The sequence below is a fragment of the Bacillus sp. LH1 genome (assembly GCF_057924895.1).
The window spans coordinates 808108-828260 of sequence record NZ_CM175007.1 but is presented as its reverse complement, the minus strand read 5'-3'; the positions used below and the strand labels follow the sequence as shown (position 1 = coordinate 828260).

The following is a 20153-nucleotide window of genomic DNA, read 5'->3' as shown; positions in this document are numbered from 1 at the left end:
ATTTTACTCTCTAATTTTATTCTTAATTTTCTGAATTGTAAATATTCAAACATAAAAAATCACTAGGTTATGATCCTAGTGATTCTTTATGCGCATGCCTTTCTCTTTTTGCAAACGGCATATACAAAATAAAACACCCAATAAGCGCTGCGAGTTCTAATGAAATAATATAGTAAGGATGCGGTCCTAACATATCGAGTAATGAAGCTGTTTCTGGCTTATGAGCTAAAAACATATAATTACCGCCTGTTTTATAATTCACAAACGAAACAAGCGGAATCAATATGTTTAAAAATATCATCGTACGCTTAATAGATTGCAAGGTCGGTCTATAGCCTTCCACCCAAGTCATAAAGAGTGGTGCCCAAATGAGCAATATATGCGCGATAAAATATTCAATGAAACGAAAATGCGGAAAAGCATACTGCAAGTTTGGCGTTAAAATAGCTTGTGATGCACCAATAATTCCCGTGAAAAATACAATCTCATATATGCGGTAACTTTTCGTTACGATCATAATCGACGCTAATAATAAACTAATCGTACATAATTCAAACGGTAATGAAGTAGCTAGCTCAAAAATCCCCGCTTTCCACTCCCACATATGAAGCCCAATTTCACTACCTATAAATAAAAATGCAATTGCATATCGAACCGTTATATTCCACTCACTTTGACGTAATACATCTTGGTATTGATACAGAAAAAATATCCCCACCAACATAATAAATAATATAAGGGCATGTTGCCTTGAGTATGGAATAAATGGTTTTAATGGGTGTGCGCTAAAATAAGCTTCCATCTTCCTTCCTCCTTTCCTCCATACAATATTATTGTAAGAAAGAAACGACGAGTCAATTCATTTGCTTACACTAGGACAACCTCTACCTTACATTTACATATTCATACCTTACAAAACTGTAAGGTTATTGTAAGCTAAAACGATTTGTCAGATTCTTTACCTCTTCTATACTTAATGTAGATACTAAAACGAACGAAAAGGTGATAAATAGATGAAGAAGAAAAATAAAGTGTTAATTACTAGTGTAGTAGCAATCGGAATTGCAGCTGGATCATACTTTGCATTTGCTGGTGGCGGTTCAGATGTAGCAATGGCATATAGCGGATATAAAGTAACCGAAAAACAAATCCAAAACGCGCAAAAATTTGGTGGCGAAGTTATTCCAAATGGAATTGAAACTATTTCATTCGATCCAACAAAAGGAACATATGAATTAGCTGTGAAAAAAGGCGATGAAGTGAAAAAAGGTCAGCTTCTATTTAAATACAATGATCCGACTGCGAAACAAGGTGTAACAGAAGCAGAAATGCAAAAGAAAATCGCACAAAAAGAAGTAACGTTGCTCCAAAAACAAATTGATGTAGCGAAACAAAAATTACAAAAAGATAAAAATGCAGGCCTTCCTGCTGAAGCATTAAAAGCATCAGAAGCCGAAGTTGGGCAATTAGAATCACAAATTGAAATGAAAAAGTTTGAAGTTGAAAAAGCTGATGAAATGATTAAAGCAGCAAAAGAGAAAGTAAACAATCTTTCTGTAACAAGTCCTGCTGATGGCGTAATTGATGATATCGTAAAAACTGCTGACGAAAAAACAGGTATGAGCGGAATTACTCTTCGTCACGCTGGTCAATTTAAAGTAAAAGGTCAAATTTCTGAATATGAGCTTGCTAGTATGAAAGTTGGGCAAGAAGTAACTGTTTCATCAAAAACTGTCGCTGGTAAGACTTGGACAGGAAAAGTAACAGAAATCGGTTCTACACCATTAAAGAGCATGGATGAAAATAAAACTGTTTCTAACTATCAATTCACTGTCACATTAGATAATAGTGACGAATTACAAAACGGCTTCCACGTTTACGTAACAAGTAAATCTGGCGAAGCAACTGGTACAATTGTTCCGAAAAGCAGTATCGTGAAAAAAGGTGACAAAAATGTTGTCTTCGTTGTAAAAGACGGTAAGGCGAAAGAACAAGCAGTTACTGTTGAATTCGAGACTGATAGCGAAGCAAAAGTTTCTGGAGTGAAAAAAGGAGAGGAAATTATCTCTAAACCTGAAAAAGACTTAAAAGATGGTATGGAGGTTGTCGCCCAGTGATTAACTTAAAAGGCATCACGAAATCCTTCCAAAATGGTGCAGAGTCCGTTCAAATATTACACGGAATTGACGTAACACTGAACCAAGGAGAATTCACTTCAATTATGGGACCTTCTGGTTCTGGTAAATCAACACTAATGAACATTATCGGTTGCTTAGATAAACCGACGACAGGTACGTACGAACTAGCCGGTCAAAATATTTCAAACATGACTGAAACAGAACTTGCACACGTACGTAATAAAGAGATCGGATTCGTATTCCAAAACTTCATGTTATTACCGAGACTTACAGCGCTTCAAAATGTAGAACTACCTCTTATTTACGCTGGAGTCGATAAAAAAGAAAGACGCGAGCGCTCATTAGCCGCTTTAACAAAAGTCGGTTTAGCTGATCGCGCTACTCACTTACCGAACGAATTATCCGGTGGTCAAAAGCAACGTGTCGCCGTTGCCCGCGCAATCGTAAATAACCCGAAATTCATTTTAGCCGATGAACCGACGGGAGCACTTGATACGAAAACAAGTACACAAATTATGGACCTCTTTTACGAATTAAATAAACAAGGCTCAACAATCATTATGATTACCCATGACCGTGAAATCGGGGAAGCTGCAGCACGTCAAATTGTAATTCGTGACGGAAATATCGTCCAAGATTGGAGAGGTTAATTTTGAATACGAGTGAAAATATACGCATGGCCCTTTCCTCTATCTTTGCTCATAAAATGCGTTCTATCTTAACGATGTTAGGTATTATTATCGGTATTAGTGCCATTATTACTATCATTTCAATGGGTGATGGTACAAACGCAAAGTTTAAAAAAGAATTAGGCCAAGGAAAAGATAACGAAGTAACGATTTACTACAACAATCCTGATTACGGAACAGATAGTGCCAAAATCACACCTGATATGCTAAACCGTCTGCAAACTGTACCAGGCGTTAAAGATGTGTATCCAGACGTAAGTATGAAAGTAAAAGCATCTGCTGGTTCAAAAGATGTAAATCTTGATTTAAAAGGTGGAACAGGCGCCTTTATGACAGATTCGAAAATAAAATTAGTTCACGGTCGTGAATTAAATGACAGTGAACTAAATCAAGCAATCCCTGCTGTTATATTAAATGAAGAAGCTTTCAACAAATTATTTAGTAGTGGTTGGGAATCAAATCAATACACAGATATAAAAGGAAAGCCGTATAAAATAGTTGGTGTATACGAAACGAAAAATGACTTTGGAATGCCTATGCCTGAAGGTTATACATCACTCGAAAATGCGCCCGTCATTTCAGGAGTAAATGAGTATGACTCTGTAAGATTAACAATGACCTCTCCGACAGAACGTAAAAGTGTAGAAAAACAAGCTGTTTCTGTCTTAAACGAAATGAAAGCTCCTAAATTTGAGCACAAATTCGAAGCACAAGATTTAGGTGAATTTACGAAACAACTAGACGAATCAATCGGTATGATGAAAATGGTATTCGGTGGTATTGCCGCTATCTCCTTACTTGTTGGTGGTATCGGTGTAATGAACATCATGCTCGTATCTGTAACAGAACGTACACGTGAGATTGGTATTCGTAAAGCACTTGGTGCAACACGTGGTAAAGTATTAACACAATTCTTAATCGAATCTTGTATATTAACAGGACTTGGTGGTTTCATCGGATTCATGCTCGGTATTTTCTTCGCTTGGATCGTCTCAATCTTTGCTGGATGGCCACTCGTTGTCTCAAAAGAACTTGGACTTCTTGCAGTAGGTATCTCAATGTTAATCGGTATTATATTCGGTTTACTGCCAGCTAACAAAGCTGCCAAACTGGATCCAATTGAATGTTTACGATATGAATAAACAAAAACGTAGGAGTTTACACTCCCGCGTTTTTTATTTATCTACTAAATTGAGTTTCTTCTATTATATATGTTTCACGTTACAACTACCATTCTAATACTCTTCATTATTTATAGGTACTAAGGCTATTATCTAATTCTATTATTGCAAAAATACTATGTAATAGACGAAAATCAAGGCGTAATTTTTTCCATACTTCGACTGATTTTGTAACAATTATATCGATATTTTATTAAATTTCACCTCATTTATATATTTTCACGCCTAAAAAGATTATCGTTTCATAACTAAATTTCCATTCAAACAGTAAAATAAGCTGTTTTTGTAACGCTATAGATATCATCAAGAAATATTACTGTAACATTATTAACGTTACAGTAATTGAAATACTACTCATTTTGTGTTTCATATGCCCTAATACGCCAAAAAACAACAAGGAAGCGCTATCAGGATATTTATGGAATTGTTACAGAATATTAATGCCCCGTTACGAAAGCTTTGTAATTTTATGTTTTTCGCAAATAAGAAAATAATGGTTGCTATAATGAGGTCAACGAAAACAAATGCAATGGAGGCTATTATGAAAAAATTTATGGGTATAGCAACAGCAGCGGTTTTTGGTCTTGGGATTTTCACAACATCTGCTAAAGCAGAAACAATCGTAACGACTGACGTACTAAACGTACGAGAAAACCCAACTACTGAATCAAAAGTTGTAGGAAAATTATTAGATGGATATAAAGTAAATGTTTTACATACAGAAAATGGTTGGTCAAAAGTTCAATTGAATAGCGGTAAAGAAGCTTTCATAAGCGCTGACTATACAAAAGACACTTACTACGTAACAGCAAACGTATTAAACGTACGTGCTGGGGCAAACACAGACTCAGAGATTCTTGGTAAGTTGAAAAAAGATGATGTAATTGAAACAACACACCAAGTACAAAATGATTGGATTCAATTTGAATATAACGGAAAAACAGCTTATGTTCATGTTCCTTACTTAACAGGTAAAGCACCAGTTAAAGTTCAACCAGTAGCTAAAGTTGAAAAAACGACTACAGTTCAAGATACAGCTAAAGTTCGTGAAGCTGCTAAAGCTCAGGAAGTAGCTGAAACTCAAGCAAAAGCTAAAGCAGTGGAAGCAACTAAAGCTCGCGAAGCAGCTGAAGCCCAAGCAGAAGTTAAAGCTCAAGAAGCGGCTAAAGCTCGTGAAGCAGCTAAGGCTCAAGAAGCAGCTAAAGCTCAGGCAGATGCTGAAGCTCAAGCAGAAGTTAAAGCTCAAGAGGCAGCTAAAGCTCGTGAAGCAGCTAAAGCTCAAGCAGATGCTGAAGCTCAAGCAGCGGCTAAGGCTCAAGAAGCAGCTAAAGCTCGTGAAGCAGCTAAAGCTCAAGAGGCAGCTGAAGCTCGTGAAGCAGCTAAGGCTCAAGAAGCAGCTGAAGCTCGTGAAGCGGCTAAGGCTCAAGAAGCGGCTAAAGCTCAAAAACCAGCTACACAACAACCTGTTGCAAAAGAAACTGAAACAAGTGCACCATCATCTTCTCGTGAGTTACGTGTTGTAGCAACAGCTTACACAGCAGATCCACTTGAAAATGGTTATAAAGCAGGCGACCAAGTAAAATCAGCTTTAGGCCACAACTTAACAGCTAATCCAAACATGAAACTAATTGCAGTTGATCCAAGTGTCATTCCATTAGGTTCAAAAGTATGGGTTGAAGGTTACGGAGTAGCAATTGCTGGTGATACTGGTGGAGCTATTAAAGGAAATAAAATTGATGTTTTAATGCCAGATAAAGGTTCATCAAGTAGCTGGGGACGTAAAACAGTTACAGTTAAAGTATTAAACTAGTTAGTAAAAAAAGAGCCAGTCTCATCGTTGAGACTGGCTCTTTTTTTGCTCTATTAAACTACTGAAAAATAACATAGTAAATGAAATTATATCAACGATTTTTCAAATATATCTATCGTAACCTACAATATATCAACGATTTTTCGAATATATCTATCGTAACTTATAATATATCAACGATTCGACAAGAGATATCGATTTACCGACAAATTTTGACGTTAAAAGTACTTTAATATTAAAAAGGCGGTCCAAAATTTGGAACGCGCCCTATCTTCCCTATTCCACACAAGTAAACTGCGTCCAAGCTCCTACATAATCTAGTAAGAATAACTCCTCTTCCGCAATTGTACCGACGATATTTTTCCGTTCATCTATCGGCATTTCTTTCAGAATGATTTGCAGTTCACCTTTATACTTACCAAATGAATTGTTTCCAATTACAACTTGCCCTCTTTCCTGCAGCACACTTTCACGCACTGGGAAGTCATAATCTTTGTACTTTTTACGTACTTCTGTAGAACGTACCATATACTCTGTTATGTCGCCGCGCCTTACGTGTAATTCTTGCAGCGTAGCTCTCTTCTCTACTTCAGTCGCTTCGTCTACAAAGTGCACTTTTAGCTGTAACATGTAGCGATTTAAGTTTCCTAGTTTCTCTAACTCTTCCTCACTCGCATAAGCATTTCCGATAATGACATCATCAATTAACCCTGTTGCCCATAAATGCTTCGCTTGTACTTCAATTGGTAAATTACGATGCTCTTCTAATGTACATAATCCATCGTTAATATCCCATGGACCGATGTTTGCGACATGTGATGTAATAAAGGCTGCACTGCGAATACCATGCTTTTTAAAGCGTTCACTACAGCGAATGAAATAATCGTATGGAAGACCAGTGAATTTTTGCGGATAAAAATTATGGCAACCAATTAAAGCTGATTTATTCGCTTGATGCGAAAGAATATTTTCTAAGTACGCAATATCGTTACTTACATTTAACTCAATTTTTAAACCGTACGGATTATTCGTCATTTTCGCTTCCGTTAATCCGTCAAAACCTACATCTAAACGAATACCGTCTGCGCCTAATTCTGCGAAAAATGATAGATCGCTATAACTAATACCAAGCTGATCAAACACAGCTGGAGCTACATCTAAAATAACTTCCATATTGTTATCTTTTGCGTGATTGATAATCTCTTTAAATTCAGCTACAATTTCTTCTTTCGGACGATTCACAGATAATAAACAAGTAAATATTCTTGAGAAACCGTGTCGTGCCGCTGCGGAAATATAAGCCATATCTTTTTCTTTCGTTGAATGTTCTGGATAAAGTGAAATTCCTAATTTACGCTCCATGCTTTTGCATCTCCTTCACACGTTGTATTAATGCCATGCTCGTAAATCTATATTTTGCAGATAAACACGTTGCACATAAAATTGTCGGTACAATAATTACGTACGGTGATTGCAATCCTAACATTACATATGCACCCATTGAACAACCGATAAATAAAACTGATACTAGTAGTAACACTAATAAAGATTTACTTTGTACCCATTTCGAATAATGGGCAATACACTGTCCGACCACGAATGTAATTAAGATGATAATTGCTCCGAGCATTCTGTTTTCTCCTCTCCTGCTAATTGTTGTTTCTCATACATTTTGAAGAATGGATAGTAAATAACGAATGAGATGACAAAGTTAACAAGTACAAGTACACCAGCCATAATTGTCCAGTCCGTACTAATTACCGCTGCAATTGGTGCTAACATCGTAAATGGCAGTTTCGCCATCATAAGTGGAATCATACCTGAAACAACTGCAAAATATGATACTGTCGTTGTCACTAACGGTGTAATAACGAACGGAATAATTAGAATTGGGTTCATTACAATCGGTGCCCCAAAAATAATTGGTTCGTTAATATTGAATAAACCTGGTACGAATGATAATCTACCTAACTCTTTTAGGAACTTAGATTTAGAGAACATAAACATAATTACTAAAGCTAACGTTGAGCCTGATCCGCCAATCCATACGAACCATTGAATAAATTGCTCTGTAAATAAGTTTGGTAACTGATGTGCATTTCCTGTAGCCGTGAATACTTCCATATTTTCAAGAATTGCTGAATCCCACATCGGACGAATAATTGGTCCTAAAATCGCTGGTCCATGTATACCGAATGACCAGAAAAACACGATTAAGAATACTGTTAATAAACCACCGAATAAATTATTTCCTACTAATACTGATTTTAATGGTGCGATTAAATATGTGATCGTTGTATTCACATCAAATTTCAAACCGTAGCGAATGCCCCAGAATAAAAGAATAACTGCTAATGTTGGAATTAATGCTGCAAACGAATTTGAAACTGCTGGTGGTACACTATCTGGTAATTTAATCGAGATATTATGCTTAATCATAAAATGATAAATTTCTACTGCAATTAATGCTGTAACAATTGCGCCGAATAAAGACGTTGCACTTAATGTTCCTACTGAAATATATCTCCCTGCATCAATAACACCTGGTACAGCTTTCGTAATTTGAATTGGTTCAACTGATGCTAGTAAAAAGGCGAGTACAGATAATAACCCTGCACTTAACTGATTGAGCTGATAAAAGTTCGCGAGCGAAGCCCCTACACCAAACGCTGCGTATAACGCCATTAGTCCTACTGTAAATCGGAATGGAATATCTAAAATATGGCGAAACGGTGCGATCCATTCCATATATGCATCAATTGGTAAATTTAAAAAGATAACAAAAAATGATCCGACGATCGTTAACGGTAATGTAGAAATAACCCCGTTTCGAATTGCTAATAAATGTCGTTGTCCTGCAATCTTTTGCGTTGTTGGCATAATCTTTTGTTCCATAAAACTCATAAACCCATTCATCAATAGCCCTCCTCTTTCTCTCTACTATAAAAGAACGAAATAAACTTTATAACATTATAATGTTTATATTTAAAAAGATATAATTATGCTAAAGCTAATTGTTCTGCTTGCTTAAGCACCTTCAAACCATCACACATGCCATAATCTCGTTGGTCTATAATCGCAACTGGTATATTGTATGAATTTGCAAGAAACTCTACAGCTGGAAATAAATATTTCACCTGTGGGCCAATTAAAACGACATCGGCTTCCTTAATTTCAAGCTTCACTAGTTCTGAATCAACTGCCTTAATTTTATAATTCTTCCCCTGTTTCTTTGCCTCTTCTTGCATTTTTCTTACGACCATACTCGTTGACATACCTGCTGCACAACATAATAAAATGTACATCTTATACGGTCACTTTCTCTTCTACTCGTTTATGAAGAGCAATAAATTCTTCAGCCAGTTCTTTCACTGTAATTGCATTCATTAAATGATCTTGTGCGTGCACCAACAGTAAACTAATTTCTGCATGATTTCCTCTTGCCTCTTCTTGAATTAAATCCGTTTGAATACGATGCGCTGCTGAAATTTCCTCACTAGCAAGTTTCATCTTTTCACCGGCATTCCCGAAATCTCCTTGTCTTGCAAAAGCAATTGCTTCAAGCGCCGCACTTCTCGCATTGCCACCATGTAAAATTAACGCAAATGGAGTTTGCATATCAGCCATTTTAAATTCCCCCAAGCTATATGTTTTCTATATTTCCATCTTATTATGAAAACGCATACAATTAAACATAAAAAACTTCCGTTATGTAACGGAAGTTTTTATATACTTTTTCAAAATGATAATAAAATCTCTTGAAAATCTTCAATTACCTCGGTCTGAGTAAGTTTCTCTATCGTAGTTTGACTAGACATAATATCATATAAAAAATCATAAAGCCTTTGCAAATCTTCATTATTATTGCGCTTTACACTAAATAAAATAATTACTTGTACTTTTTTATCTCCCCAATCAACAGCCTTTTCAAGTGTGCAAAACATCAAAAAAGTTTCCTCACTTAATAACTGCATCGGATGCGGGATTGCAACTGAATTCCCAACCGCTGTCGGAGACGTATTTTCTCTTTCCATAACAGAAGCATAAAAGTTTTTTGGTACATAGCGTTTCTCAGCAGCTTTCTCACATAAAAACTGAATAACATCCTCTTTCGTAGAAGCACTATAATTTAAAAAGATTAAATCTTCCTTAATATAAGGCTGCACACTAGTATTCACATGCGTAAACAACCGCTGACCAATCGATTTAATCTCTTTATCATCAAATATTGAATTCACTTTTATAACTGGAACAGGCAAGCCACTCGGTATATGAATCGTACTAATAATACAATCTATTTTTTCTTTATAAAGATCTTCTACTTTCAATTGATAATAGCCTGTAATACCTACAATCTCTAATTTATCTCGGAACTGTGATAAAATTTTATATTTTAATAGTTGGGCACTTCCTTGACCAGTCGCACAAACTAATAAGCATCTTTTCTTTTGATTTTGCTCCTGCAAACGGCTCATAGCTCCACCGAAGTGAATTGCAATATAACCAATTTCACTTTCAGGGATCGATTCACCCGTATATTCACCAATGATATCTCCAACGAGAACCGCAATTTCAAAAGCATACGGATAATTCTTTTTCACTTCTGCCAAAAGAGGATTTCTCGTATTTAACTTATACTTCAAACGATTTAATAACGTTTTTAAATGAATACCAAATCCAAATAATAATTCTTCATCATAATAAAAAATAAGATTCCGTTCTTCCGCTACTTTAAAAAGAATATGTTGCATAAATGCATATATATCTTTCCCTAATAGCTCTTCTATATTTTCATAGCGATTTCTCGTTGTAACAGCAGTACTTAATAAATGCATCGTCACATATAATACTTCTTCTTCTGGAAATGAAAATTTTAACGCTTTCTCTAAATCTCCTAAAATCTGCTTCGCAATTGTATATTCTTTCTTTATTATAAGTTCTGATTGCTCCGCATGCAGTCCTTTCATATAATGTTGGCTTTGACAACGCTTTAATGCGATTGCAATATGAATGACTAAATTATCAATTTCTAAATCAGATAAATATATTGTTCCGCCTTCAATATACTTTAATATAATTGAACGAATGAGTGATATATGCGGTAGCGATAAATATGTCTCCGTCTGCTCAAATTGCTCATGAAACGGAGTATGGTCATAACGCGGTAAACCATATTGTGATAAACAAGAACGAATATTAAATTCCTCTCCAACAATACGTATACCATAATACGGTCTCTTCTCAATTTGTAATTTATAGCGACCACATATATCTGTAACATCTTTCATAATTAAATTGACCGTTGATTTGCTCACATACATCTCTTCCGCTAATTCTGAAAGCTTCACATATCCCTCTGTCATTAAAACACGCTGCAGAATGTACGCTATTCTTTCTTCATAAGAAGTTGGGATCTTTTCCGTCTGTTTTTGAAATAGACTCACACAAAAGTCTTCAAATTTCTTCTTTTGTATAATTTCTAATTCGTACCCAGTCCCTCTTTGCGATTCGATTTTCGCTCCATTTTCTTCCAATATATCATTTAATAATTTTATATCCTTTTGAATCGTCTTCGTCGATACATGTAAACGGCCCGCTAAAAAAGCTCGATTTAACATCGATTTCTCTTCTAAAAATTCCTCTAAAATAGAAATTAATCGCTGATGCACCTTTGTCATAGCTCTTCCTCTCGCTCTTTATATATAAAGGGGGAAAAGCTGCTGAAATCAGTAGTTTTTCCCCTTTATATTCTCTCTATTTCTTTAATGTAAATCCGAATTTATCCCATGCTTGTAAATAGTCTAGTAAGAAAATCTCTTCTTCTACAATTCGACCAACTACATTTGTTTTTCCTGTATTCACCATATCTTTTAATGCAATTTGTAATTCGCCTTTATACTGACCATATTGTTCATTATCAATTAATAAATCCCCACGCTTAATTTCACGCGTATTATGAGGTTTAAACTCTTCTTTTTTATATTTCACACGACTTTGTGTAGAACGAATCATATATTCAGATACATCTCCGCGATAAAAATGTGGTTCGTTTAATACGATAATTCTTTCTAGTTCTGTCGTTGTATCATATATTTCTATATCAAATGTTTGTTTCTCTTTATTTAATGCACCTAGTGCTTGTAATTCTTCTTCTGACGCATATGCGTTTGCAATAATAACATCATCAATTAATTCCGTCGCGAATAAATGTTTCGCCTGTGTTGTCATCGGTAATTCACGATGCTGCTCTAATGTACATAACCCTTCTGTTACTGGCCAAGGTCCATATGTTGCATCAAATGATGAAATAAAAGCAGCCGTTCTCATACCGTAATCTTTAAATTGTTTCGAGCATTTAATGAAATGATCGTATGATAACCCTGAATAACGATGCGGATAAAAATTATGACAACCAATTAAATTTTCACGATTTGGTCTATGACTCATAATGTTATCTACATACTTCGTACCATTGCTCATATTAATCTCAATTTTCAAACCATACGGATTATAAGTCATAATTGATTCTTCTAATCCTGAAAAACCAACATCTAAACGAATACCGTACGCACCCAATTCATGGAAGAATGATAAATCATTATACGAAATACCTAATTGTTCAAAAACAGATGGACTAATATCCACTAATACTTGGAACCCTAATGCATTCGCATGTGAGATCGTTTCTTTAAATTCTTCAATAATTTTCTCTTTTTCTCCATCCACAGATAATAAACATGTGAACACACGTGTAAACCCATATTTACTTGCTAATGTTAAATACTCCTTATCTTTCTCTACTGTTGAATGTTCTGGATAAATAGAAATACCTAATCGTCTCATATGTACACGCCTCTTTCTTCATCATATTGTAAACCTTTTCAAATATATGTAGTGAAAAAGTATATATCCCCTTCTTGTTCACTACTCCTTTGAATCCGCTTTCTTTAAAGAAAAAACAATTTCTATCATTCTTAACACCTACAAGTCTATACATCTATACTTTACATCTTTTTTTCATAGTTGTGTAGCCTTTACACAAATTTGTCAGTTTTTCACCTTAAAAATTGTTATCCGTTTTCAAGACACCTTCCTTGACTGTTGCATTGGCCAATACATATACTCGAAAGAAAAGAGAAAATTTTATATAGGGGATGAATATATGGGAGAAGCAATACTCGTAAAACGAGAACCGTTATGGACAAAAGAGTTTGTTGCTTTAATTTTTGCAAACTTATGTATGTTTTTAGGGTTTCAAATGTTAATTCCAACCTTACCTGTTTATGTGAAAGAAATTGGTGGCACAAGTTCAAATATCGGATTTGTTGTCGGTATGTTTACCGTTGCGGCACTTTTTGTTAGACCGCTAACTGGGAACGCCTTGCAAAAATTCAATAAAAAAATCATTTTAATGATCGGTACTGCTATCTGTTTACTCGCTATGGGCAGTTACCTTTTCGCCTCAACTATTTTTCTCTTGCTTGCTGTTCGTATTTTGCACGGAGCTGGTTTCGGTATTACAACGACTACATATGGAACTGTCGTTTCTGATTTAATTCCCTCAGCTCGCCGCGGAGAAGGCATGGGATATTTTGGCCTTTCTGGAACAATTGCAATGGCCCTCGGTCCACTTATCGGACTATGGCTTATGCAAACATATAACTTCACAATTCTTTTTTTATGTGCATTATCGTGCACAATTGTTTCATTAATATTAACGAAACTACTTCAAATCCAAAAAACGAAACAGCCTCCACAACAATCATCTAGTACTTTTCTCGATGGATTTATTGAGCGTAAAGCTTTACTTCCTTCATTATTAATATTATGTATTACATTAATGTACGGAGGAATCGGAAGTTTTATCACACTATTTGCTACAGAAGTCGGCATAGCTGATATTAGTCTCTTCTTTTTATGTAACGCACTAGCAATTGCTGTGACTCGTCCATTCTCTGGAAAGCTATATGATGCGAAAGGCCATACATTCGTCATCATTCCGGGAGTTATTATAACGTTTACAGGTATTATTTTATTGTCGTATACGACGACAATTCCGAGCTTAATTATTGCTGCAGCATGTTACGGAAGTGGTTTTGGAGCGATCCAACCTGCACTACAAGCATGGATGATTGACCGCGTAGCACCGCATCGACGCGGCGTAGCAACTGCTACATTCTTCTCCGCATTTGACCTTGGAATCGGCGCTGGAGCGATTATCTTTGGATTTATTGCTCACTTTACAAACTATGCAACTGTATATCGTTACTCCTCTCTATTACTTATTGCTTTTCTCTTCATTTACATTACAAGCATAAGAAAACAAAAGCATGGCGATAAAAACACGGAAAAAGCTGCTGGATAATTCAGTGGCTTTTTTATCATGTTAAAAGAATTGTTTTCCCTCATTTTGCTGTTCTAAAACTACATGCATTTCCCTACATATTTTTTTTAAGTTCATCAAAAAATATACGATGAACTTGCAGACGCTTTCCTTGATATTCGACTGAACAACATTATTCTAAAAAGTGTGATTTCTTTACAAAATTAAGATTTATACAAGATAAAAACCAATGAAATGCAGTTGTTTCTTTAAGGGATTGTAAACTTTTATTCCCTTTGTAAATTTAGTGTAAATTTTACTAGCAAACCGTTTACAGTGACTCAAGGTTCAGTTAATAATTACATCGTACATGAAATTTAAGGAGTGGAATGCGTGGAATATAATGTTCAAGATATGATCTTCCAGTTCATTGGTGGATTAGGTATTTTCTTATTCGGGATTAAATACATGGGCGATGGACTGCAACAAGCAGCTGGAGATCGTCTTCGCGATATTCTAGATCGTTTTACAACAAACCCACTTATGGGTGTACTAGCAGGTATGTTAGTTACTGTATTAATCCAATCCAGTTCAGGAACAACCGCTTTAACAGTCGGACTTGTAAGTGCCGGATTTATGACATTAAGACAAGCAATCGGTGTTATTATGGGTGCAAACATCGGTACGACAGTTACTGCATTTATTATCGGAATTAAAATCGGAGAATATGCTCTCCCAGTTATGGCAGTTGGAGCAATCTTACTATTCTTCTTTAAAAATAAAAAAGTACATTCTGTAGGTCAAGTTGTATTCGGTTTTGGTATGTTATTCTTCGGTTTAGAATTAATGAGCGCAGGTATGAAACCTCTTCGTTCTTTAGAATCATTCCAAGAATTAACAGTGAGCATGAGTGATAATCCAATTTTAGGAATTGTTGTCGGTACAGTCTTTACTTTAATTGTACAAAGTTCAAGTGCAACAATCGGTATTTTACAAGAACTATTCGGTCAAGGTGCAATCGATTTACAAGCAGCTCTTCCTGTATTATTCGGTGATAACATCGGTACAACAATTACAGCTGTATTAGCAGCAATCGGTACTTCAATTGCAGCAAGACGTGCAGCATTAGTTCACGTTATCTTTAATATTATCGGTACAATTATCTTTACAATTTTATTAATACCATTTACAAGTTTAATTCAATATTTCCAAACATCATTAAACTTGAATCCAGAAATGACTATTGCATTTGCACACGGAACATTTAACGTAACAAATACAATCATTCAATTCCCGTTTATTGCAGTGTTAGCATGGATCGTAACAAAAATTATTCGTGGTGAAGATGCAGCGATTGACTTCAAACCACAACATTTAAATCCAATCTTTATTGAACAATCTCCAGCCATCGCTTTAACTGAAGCTCAAAAAGAGATTATCCGTATGGCTGAGTTCTCATTACATGGATTAAAAGAAGCAAATCAATTTTTAAATACACAAGACAAAAAACACGCAAACATGGCTACTCAATTAGAAGGAGCTATTAACAATTTAGATAAAAAAATTACCGAGTATTTAGTTTTACTATCAGAAAAGCCACTTTCACCTACGGATTCTGAAAAACATTCTGTTTTAGCAGGTGTTGTTGGAGATATTGAACGTGTCGGTGATCATGTAGAAAACCTTGTAGAACTTGTAGATTTCCAAATTTCAAACCGTGTTTCACTATCAGATGAAGCATTAGCTGAATTAAACGAAATGCTTGAGTTAACAATTTCAACACTGCAAGACTCAGTTGAAGCTTTAACAAACTTCGATACTGAACTAGCTCAAACTGTTATTGCCAAAGAACGCAAAATCGACCAAATGGAACGTGTTCTTCGTAAACGTCACGTATTACGTCTAAACGAACGCAGCTGTTCAGGTGATGCAAGTATCATCTTCGTCGATATGGTAAGTAACTTAGAGCGCATTGGCGATCACGCTGTAAATATCGCTGACGGTGTTTTAGGTGAACAAGGAAAAATCAATCTAAAACAATCATTATAATAAGAAAGAGACGCTAACTTAAGCGTCTCTTTTTTCATTATATTTTAACAACTGTTCTTCCTTTTAACTTTCCTTGCAATATAAGTGCAAACTTCTTCTCTAATTCTTCTAATGTACATTCTTCTGTATAAGATAGTAACTCTTTATTTCCCCATTCTTTCGCTAAAAGCGTCCAAACATCTCTTCTCACATCTACTGGGCATTGCACGGAATCTATCCCTAAAAGGCTTATACCTCGTAAAATAAACGGATATACCGTTGTTTGTAGTTCCTGGCCTGCCACATTACCGCATGTCGTTACACAACCACCATACTTTACTGTTTTTAAAGCTGTTTCTAGCATATGTCCACCTACAGTATCGATAACTCCCGCGTATATCCCTTTTAACATCGGTCTTCCTGATTCATCATTCAATTCCGCGCGATGAATCACCTTTTTCGCTCCTAGACGTAGTAGCATATCTTCCTCTTCCATTTTTCCTGTCGCTCCTACTACGTTAAACCCTAGCTTACTTAATATACTAACAGCTACACTCCCTACGCCGCCTGTAGCACCCGTTACTAAAACATCTCCCATACTAGGCTTGACTCCTGCTCCAATAAGCTTATATACCGACAAAGCCGCAGTAAAACCTGCTGTCCCATACATCATACTTTCCTTTAATGACATTCCTTCCGGTAAAGGCACGACCCAAGATGATGGCACGCGAATATATTCTCCGAAACCACCAGAGGTATTCATACCTAAGTCATATCCCGTTACAATAACTTGATCTCCTGCTTTAATGGTAGCATCTTCACTACTCACAACCACTCCTGCAGCATCAATTCCTGGCGTATGAGGATATGTTCTCGTAACACCCTTATTACCAGTAGCTGAAAGAGCATCTTTATAATTTAATGAAGAATAATGAACTTGTATGAATACGTCTCCTTCAGGTAAACTACTTACTTCTCTCTCAACAACTTTTCTTACAAACTGATGATTTTCCTTTTCGTTCACAACGATTGCTCGGAATGATGTATGATTCATTATGCTCTCTCCTTTATCCGTAAAGTTCTTCTTTATTATATAGAAAAACTTAGTAAACCTACTCGTTTCTTCTTGGCTATATTTCAACAAATCTTACTTCTCTATCACTTTCTCACAATACATATTTTCATTTCTACTAAAACAACTTATACTTATTCTACATCTCAAAAATATAATATAGAAAATCTGACTTTTTATAAATATATTGAATTTTTACGAAATGTAAATGTTTTGTAATGTTTTTTTTCGCTAAATTTCATTATAATAAGTGGATATGAGTGTCGTATTTCAATCCAAATGAAGGAGTACAGGAAATGGAGCAAAACCCATCTTTGCAAGAAAATACACGCAATAAACCGAAAAAAAATAAGAAAAAAATAAAAATTATTATAAGCGCTATACTATTCGTTTTATTAATAGGCGGCGGTTATACTTGGTTTTTAGTAAATAAAGCATCTTCTGCTGTTCGAAATGCCGCACACGATTTAGCACGCGGTGATAAATCTGATTTACGTGATAAGGCTGTAAAACCTATTACAAACAATGTCTCTGTTTTAATAATGGGTGTTGATGAAAGCGATGTCCGTGGAAAAGAATATGGTGAAGCTATAAGAACAGACGCGCTTTTACTTGCAACATTTAATAAAGATAGCAAAACTGTTAAACTATTAAGTATCCCACGTGACACATATACTTATATTCCAATAGAAAAGAAAAAAGATAAAATTACACACGCTCATGCATTCGGTTCTGCTAAAAACGGAAAAAATGGTGGACCACAAGCAAGCATTGATGCAGTTGAAAAATTAATGAATGTTCCTGTCGATTATTTTGTAAAATTCAACTTTAAATCATTTATAAAAATCGTCGATGACTTGGGCGGTGTTGAAGTTGATGTACCAGTTGAATTTACTGAGCAAGATAGCAATGATAATGCTGAGGCTATTCACCTAGAAAAAGGTGTTCAAAAGCTAAATGGCGAAGAAGCTCTTGCTCTTGCTAGAACAAGACACATCGATAGTGATGCAATGCGTGGACAACGTCAACAACTCGTTATCGAGGCTATTTTAAAGAAACTAACAAGTGTTGGTTCTGTAACAAAAGTTGGCAACATCATTGATGATATTAACGGCCAATTCGTTACAAACTTAACATTTGATGATATGCTGTCATTCTATAAATATGGATCGGATTCGGAAATTGAGAAATTACAAATCCAAGGTGATGATTGCTATATGGCAAAAGGTGACGATACTTGTAGCAAATCTGCTGGTGGTGGTCGAACTTACTACTACAATCCAGATAAAAAAGAATTAGCTAATGTTACAAATGAACTTCGTACTCATCTTGGACTACCTGCATATACAAAGTTTGACTCAGACTCTGATTCGAAAAAGACAAAAGAATCTAAGTCTGAAAATTCAAGTGAACGCGAATCAAGTAACAATGAAGTGAAAAATAAGAACAAAAATAGCAGTGAAGATACAGAAACATCGTCTAACGACAATGAATAGTAAAGAAGCCGTACTCTATGGAGGTAGAGTACGGCTTCTTTTTATTTCTTCAGAATTAAAAATCAGAACTTTCTAACTATCTTTTTTAATATTTTTAAATTATAATAAATAGTAGCAATCTATTCCAATTATCAGGGGGCTCATACATATGAAAGCTGCAGTAAAACATAACATCTCAGATTTTAAAGACTACTTAAAATCCAACGATATATACATGGAAGAAAATATAGATGAAAATGATGGCTCTGTTCATTTTTCAGTAGGATTAGAGACTGAAGCTGGCGCAAAGATTCAACTTATCGCTGCTTTCCAAAACGAACATCCTACGGTGGATATATACTGCTTCAATGTTGCTCACGTACCTGATGCAACATCAACAAATGATATTTTACATGTCATCAATGAATTAAATACATCTTATCGCTTTGCAAAATTCACATTAAATAAGCAAAATGCAATTGATATTTCAACATCTCTTGCATTCTCAGAACCAAACTTTAATCCAGCACTTGTCTTTGAACATACGAGAATGCTATATAAATTAGCGAATGACGAATATAAAAACTTAATGAAAGTTATTTGGGCATAAATAAAAGGATGGGCTGCAAGCAGCGCCATCCTTTTATTTCGATATCATATCAATCCACATCTTAACAGCAGTGCCGACAATTAAAATCGATAACATATATTGTAGTACTTTTTGATTTATCCTCTTCCCGACTCGCGCTCCAAGTGGCGCAGCAAATATACTTGCAACCGCAATAATTAGAGCTGGAATGATAACTACTTGTCCAGTAATCACTTTTCCAGTCGTAATCCCTACTGAGGAAATAAACGTAATAGCGATAGATGTCGCTATCGTCATGCGCAATGGTAATTTTAAAATAACTAGCATAATAGGAACTAAAAGAAACGCACCTCCAGCTCCAATAATGCCCGAAACACCTCCTACAATAAACGCTAACACACTTGCTAACCATTTATTATACTTAACTGCTCCACTATTATTTTTCTTCGGTACAAACATCATCATAGCTGCAATGGTCGCCAATACTGTATAAACAACATTTACAGCGTGTTCATCTAATAGATTTGCACTAAAACTTCCTATAAAACTTCCTATTAATATACTAGCTCCCATATACACAACTAACATTTTATTCATATCAGTACTTTTCCGATATGCCCAGGCACCTGCAAAAGTTGCAAAGAATACTTGTACCGCTGTAATACCGCTCACTTCATGTGACGTATAGCCAGTAAATCCTAACAATACTGGAATATATAAGATCATCGGATAATTAATAATTGCACCGCCAATTCCAACCATTCCTGATATAAACGATCCTATAAACCCAATTATAAAAAGTAATAATACTCCACTCACCTTACATCCCCCTCCTTCTAAAAAGAAGG

General features: G+C 35.5%; 18 protein-coding genes. 8 read left to right on the top strand and 10 right to left on the bottom strand.

Going from position 1 to position 20153, the window contains the following annotated elements:
• Positions 1-67: 67 nt before the first annotated feature.
• Positions 68-802 carry a YwaF family protein gene (locus ACX9TM_RS04265; RefSeq protein ID WP_000388698.1) on the bottom strand — a complete coding sequence of 245 codons (735 nt, stop codon included), beginning with the start codon at positions 800-802 and terminating at the stop codon, positions 68-70.
• Between the two features lie 211 nt (positions 803-1013).
• Between ACX9TM_RS04265 and ACX9TM_RS04260 the strand changes: the two genes are divergently transcribed.
• From ACX9TM_RS04260 to entC, 4 genes are all read left to right on the top strand, one after another.
• Positions 1014-2117, top strand: coding sequence for an efflux RND transporter periplasmic adaptor subunit (locus tag ACX9TM_RS04260; protein ID WP_000728807.1), 1104 nt, complete (start codon positions 1014-1016; stop codon positions 2115-2117).
• A complete protein-coding gene (locus tag ACX9TM_RS04255) occupies positions 2114-2788 on the top strand; it encodes an ABC transporter ATP-binding protein (RefSeq protein ID WP_000609104.1) in 675 nt (224 codons plus the stop codon). The genes ACX9TM_RS04260 and ACX9TM_RS04255 overlap by 4 nt, the downstream gene beginning before the upstream one ends.
• 26 nt (positions 2789-2814) lie before the next feature.
• On the top strand, positions 2815-3969 hold the full coding sequence (locus ACX9TM_RS04250; protein ID WP_001986269.1) for an ABC transporter permease: 1155 nt from the start codon (positions 2815-2817) through the stop codon (positions 3967-3969).
• 457 nt (positions 3970-4426) lie between these two features.
• Complete coding sequence (gene entC / locus ACX9TM_RS04245; protein WP_000421966.1) at positions 4427-5818, top strand: cell wall-binding protein EntC; 1392 nt, start codon at positions 4427-4429, stop codon at positions 5816-5818.
• A gap of 276 nt (positions 5819-6094) precedes the next feature.
• Here the strand turns inward: entC and ACX9TM_RS04240 are convergent, their stop codons facing one another.
• From ACX9TM_RS04240 to ACX9TM_RS04210, 7 genes are all read right to left on the bottom strand, one after another.
• The gene (locus ACX9TM_RS04240; RefSeq protein ID WP_000440054.1) at positions 6095-7180 is read right to left on the bottom strand and encodes a DUF871 domain-containing protein; all 1086 of its coding nucleotides are present in this window, start codon (positions 7178-7180) and stop codon (positions 6095-6097) included.
• Complete coding sequence (locus ACX9TM_RS04235; protein ID WP_000900048.1) at positions 7170-7448, bottom strand: hypothetical protein; 279 nt, start codon at positions 7446-7448, stop codon at positions 7170-7172. Before ACX9TM_RS04235 ends, ACX9TM_RS04240 begins: the two co-directional genes overlap by 11 nt.
• The gene (locus tag ACX9TM_RS04230; RefSeq protein WP_001013053.1) at positions 7424-8734 is read right to left on the bottom strand and encodes a PTS sugar transporter subunit IIC; all 1311 of its coding nucleotides are present in this window, start codon (positions 8732-8734) and stop codon (positions 7424-7426) included. Before ACX9TM_RS04230 ends, ACX9TM_RS04235 begins: the two co-directional genes overlap by 25 nt.
• A gap of 83 nt (positions 8735-8817) precedes the next feature.
• Complete coding sequence (locus ACX9TM_RS04225; RefSeq protein WP_000275641.1) at positions 8818-9123, bottom strand: PTS sugar transporter subunit IIB; 306 nt, start codon at positions 9121-9123, stop codon at positions 8818-8820.
• 1 nt (position 9124) lies between these two features.
• A complete protein-coding gene (locus tag ACX9TM_RS04220) occupies positions 9125-9445 on the bottom strand; it encodes a PTS lactose/cellobiose transporter subunit IIA (RefSeq protein WP_000774631.1) in 321 nt (106 codons plus the stop codon).
• Between the two features lie 110 nt (positions 9446-9555).
• A complete protein-coding gene (locus tag ACX9TM_RS04215) occupies positions 9556-11496 on the bottom strand; it encodes a BglG family transcription antiterminator (protein ID WP_065381825.1) in 1941 nt (646 codons plus the stop codon).
• Between the two features lie 76 nt (positions 11497-11572).
• Positions 11573-12661 carry a DUF871 domain-containing protein gene (locus ACX9TM_RS04210; RefSeq protein ID WP_001253349.1) on the bottom strand — a complete coding sequence of 363 codons (1089 nt, stop codon included), beginning with the start codon at positions 12659-12661 and terminating at the stop codon, positions 11573-11575.
• Positions 12662-12980: 319 nt separating this feature from the next.
• On the opposite strand from ACX9TM_RS04210, the gene ACX9TM_RS04205 reads away from it, so the two are divergent.
• Positions 12981-14183: an MFS transporter gene (locus ACX9TM_RS04205; RefSeq protein ID WP_000503239.1), complete on the top strand. Its 1203-nt coding sequence runs from the start codon at positions 12981-12983 to the stop codon at positions 14181-14183.
• 351 nt (positions 14184-14534) lie between these two features.
• The gene (locus ACX9TM_RS04200) at positions 14535-16190 is read left to right on the top strand and encodes a Na/Pi cotransporter family protein (protein ID WP_000456278.1); all 1656 of its coding nucleotides are present in this window, start codon (positions 14535-14537) and stop codon (positions 16188-16190) included.
• 37 nt (positions 16191-16227) lie between these two features.
• Here ACX9TM_RS04200 and ACX9TM_RS04195 read toward each other — a convergent pair whose 3' ends face one another.
• Positions 16228-17223, bottom strand: a complete 996-nt coding sequence (locus tag ACX9TM_RS04195; protein WP_001016960.1) for a YhdH/YhfP family quinone oxidoreductase — start codon at positions 17221-17223, stop codon at positions 16228-16230.
• A 314-nt stretch (positions 17224-17537) separates the two neighbouring features.
• Between ACX9TM_RS04195 and ACX9TM_RS04190 the strand changes: the two genes are divergently transcribed.
• Together ACX9TM_RS04190 and ACX9TM_RS04185 are read left to right on the top strand one after the other, a co-directional pair.
• Entirely contained in the window at positions 17538-18737 is a 1200-nt protein-coding gene (locus ACX9TM_RS04190) for an LCP family protein (protein WP_000437390.1), read from the top strand.
• Positions 18738-18885: 148 nt separating this feature from the next.
• Complete coding sequence (locus tag ACX9TM_RS04185) at positions 18886-19326, top strand: hypothetical protein (RefSeq protein ID WP_000642362.1); 441 nt, start codon at positions 18886-18888, stop codon at positions 19324-19326.
• A 33-nt stretch (positions 19327-19359) separates the two neighbouring features.
• On the opposite strand, the gene ACX9TM_RS04180 is transcribed toward ACX9TM_RS04185, so the two are convergent.
• Positions 19360-20124: a sulfite exporter TauE/SafE family protein gene (locus ACX9TM_RS04180; protein ID WP_000017251.1), complete on the bottom strand. Its 765-nt coding sequence runs from the start codon at positions 20122-20124 to the stop codon at positions 19360-19362.
• Positions 20125-20153 lie beyond the last annotated feature (29 nt).

What these genes read in the sequence shown, in the direction of transcription:
- ACX9TM_RS04265 (WP_000388698.1), bottom strand. Translation starts at nt 802, where the DNA reads ATGGAAGCTTATTTTAGCGCACACCCATTAAAACCATTTATTCCATAC.
- ACX9TM_RS04260 (WP_000728807.1), top strand. Translation starts at nt 1,014, where the DNA reads ATGAAGAAGAAAAATAAAGTGTTAATTACTAGTGTAGTAGCAATCGGA.
- ACX9TM_RS04250 (WP_001986269.1), top strand. Translation starts at nt 2,815, where the DNA reads ATGGCCCTTTCCTCTATCTTTGCTCATAAAATGCGTTCTATCTTAACG.
- entC (WP_000421966.1), top strand. Translation starts at nt 4,427, where the DNA reads ATGGAATTGTTACAGAATATTAATGCCCCGTTACGAAAGCTTTGTAAT.
- ACX9TM_RS04240 (WP_000440054.1), bottom strand. Translation starts at nt 7,180, where the DNA reads ATGGAGCGTAAATTAGGAATTTCACTTTATCCAGAACATTCAACGAAA.
- ACX9TM_RS04235 (WP_000900048.1), bottom strand. Translation starts at nt 7,448, where the DNA reads ATGCTCGGAGCAATTATCATCTTAATTACATTCGTGGTCGGACAGTGT.
- ACX9TM_RS04230 (WP_001013053.1), bottom strand. Translation starts at nt 8,734, where the DNA reads ATGAATGGGTTTATGAGTTTTATGGAACAAAAGATTATGCCAACAACG.
- ACX9TM_RS04225 (WP_000275641.1), bottom strand. Translation starts at nt 9,123, where the DNA reads ATGTACATTTTATTATGTTGTGCAGCAGGTATGTCAACGAGTATGGTC.
- ACX9TM_RS04220 (WP_000774631.1), bottom strand. Translation starts at nt 9,445, where the DNA reads ATGGCTGATATGCAAACTCCATTTGCGTTAATTTTACATGGTGGCAAT.
- ACX9TM_RS04215 (WP_065381825.1), bottom strand. Translation starts at nt 11,496, where the DNA reads ATGACAAAGGTGCATCAGCGATTAATTTCTATTTTAGAGGAATTTTTA.
- ACX9TM_RS04210 (WP_001253349.1), bottom strand. Translation starts at nt 12,661, where the DNA reads ATGAGACGATTAGGTATTTCTATTTATCCAGAACATTCAACAGTAGAG.
- ACX9TM_RS04205 (WP_000503239.1), top strand. Translation starts at nt 12,981, where the DNA reads ATGGGAGAAGCAATACTCGTAAAACGAGAACCGTTATGGACAAAAGAG.
- ACX9TM_RS04195 (WP_001016960.1), bottom strand. Translation starts at nt 17,223, where the DNA reads ATGAATCATACATCATTCCGAGCAATCGTTGTGAACGAAAAGGAAAAT.
- ACX9TM_RS04190 (WP_000437390.1), top strand. Translation starts at nt 17,538, where the DNA reads ATGGAGCAAAACCCATCTTTGCAAGAAAATACACGCAATAAACCGAAA.
- ACX9TM_RS04185 (WP_000642362.1), top strand. Translation starts at nt 18,886, where the DNA reads ATGAAAGCTGCAGTAAAACATAACATCTCAGATTTTAAAGACTACTTA.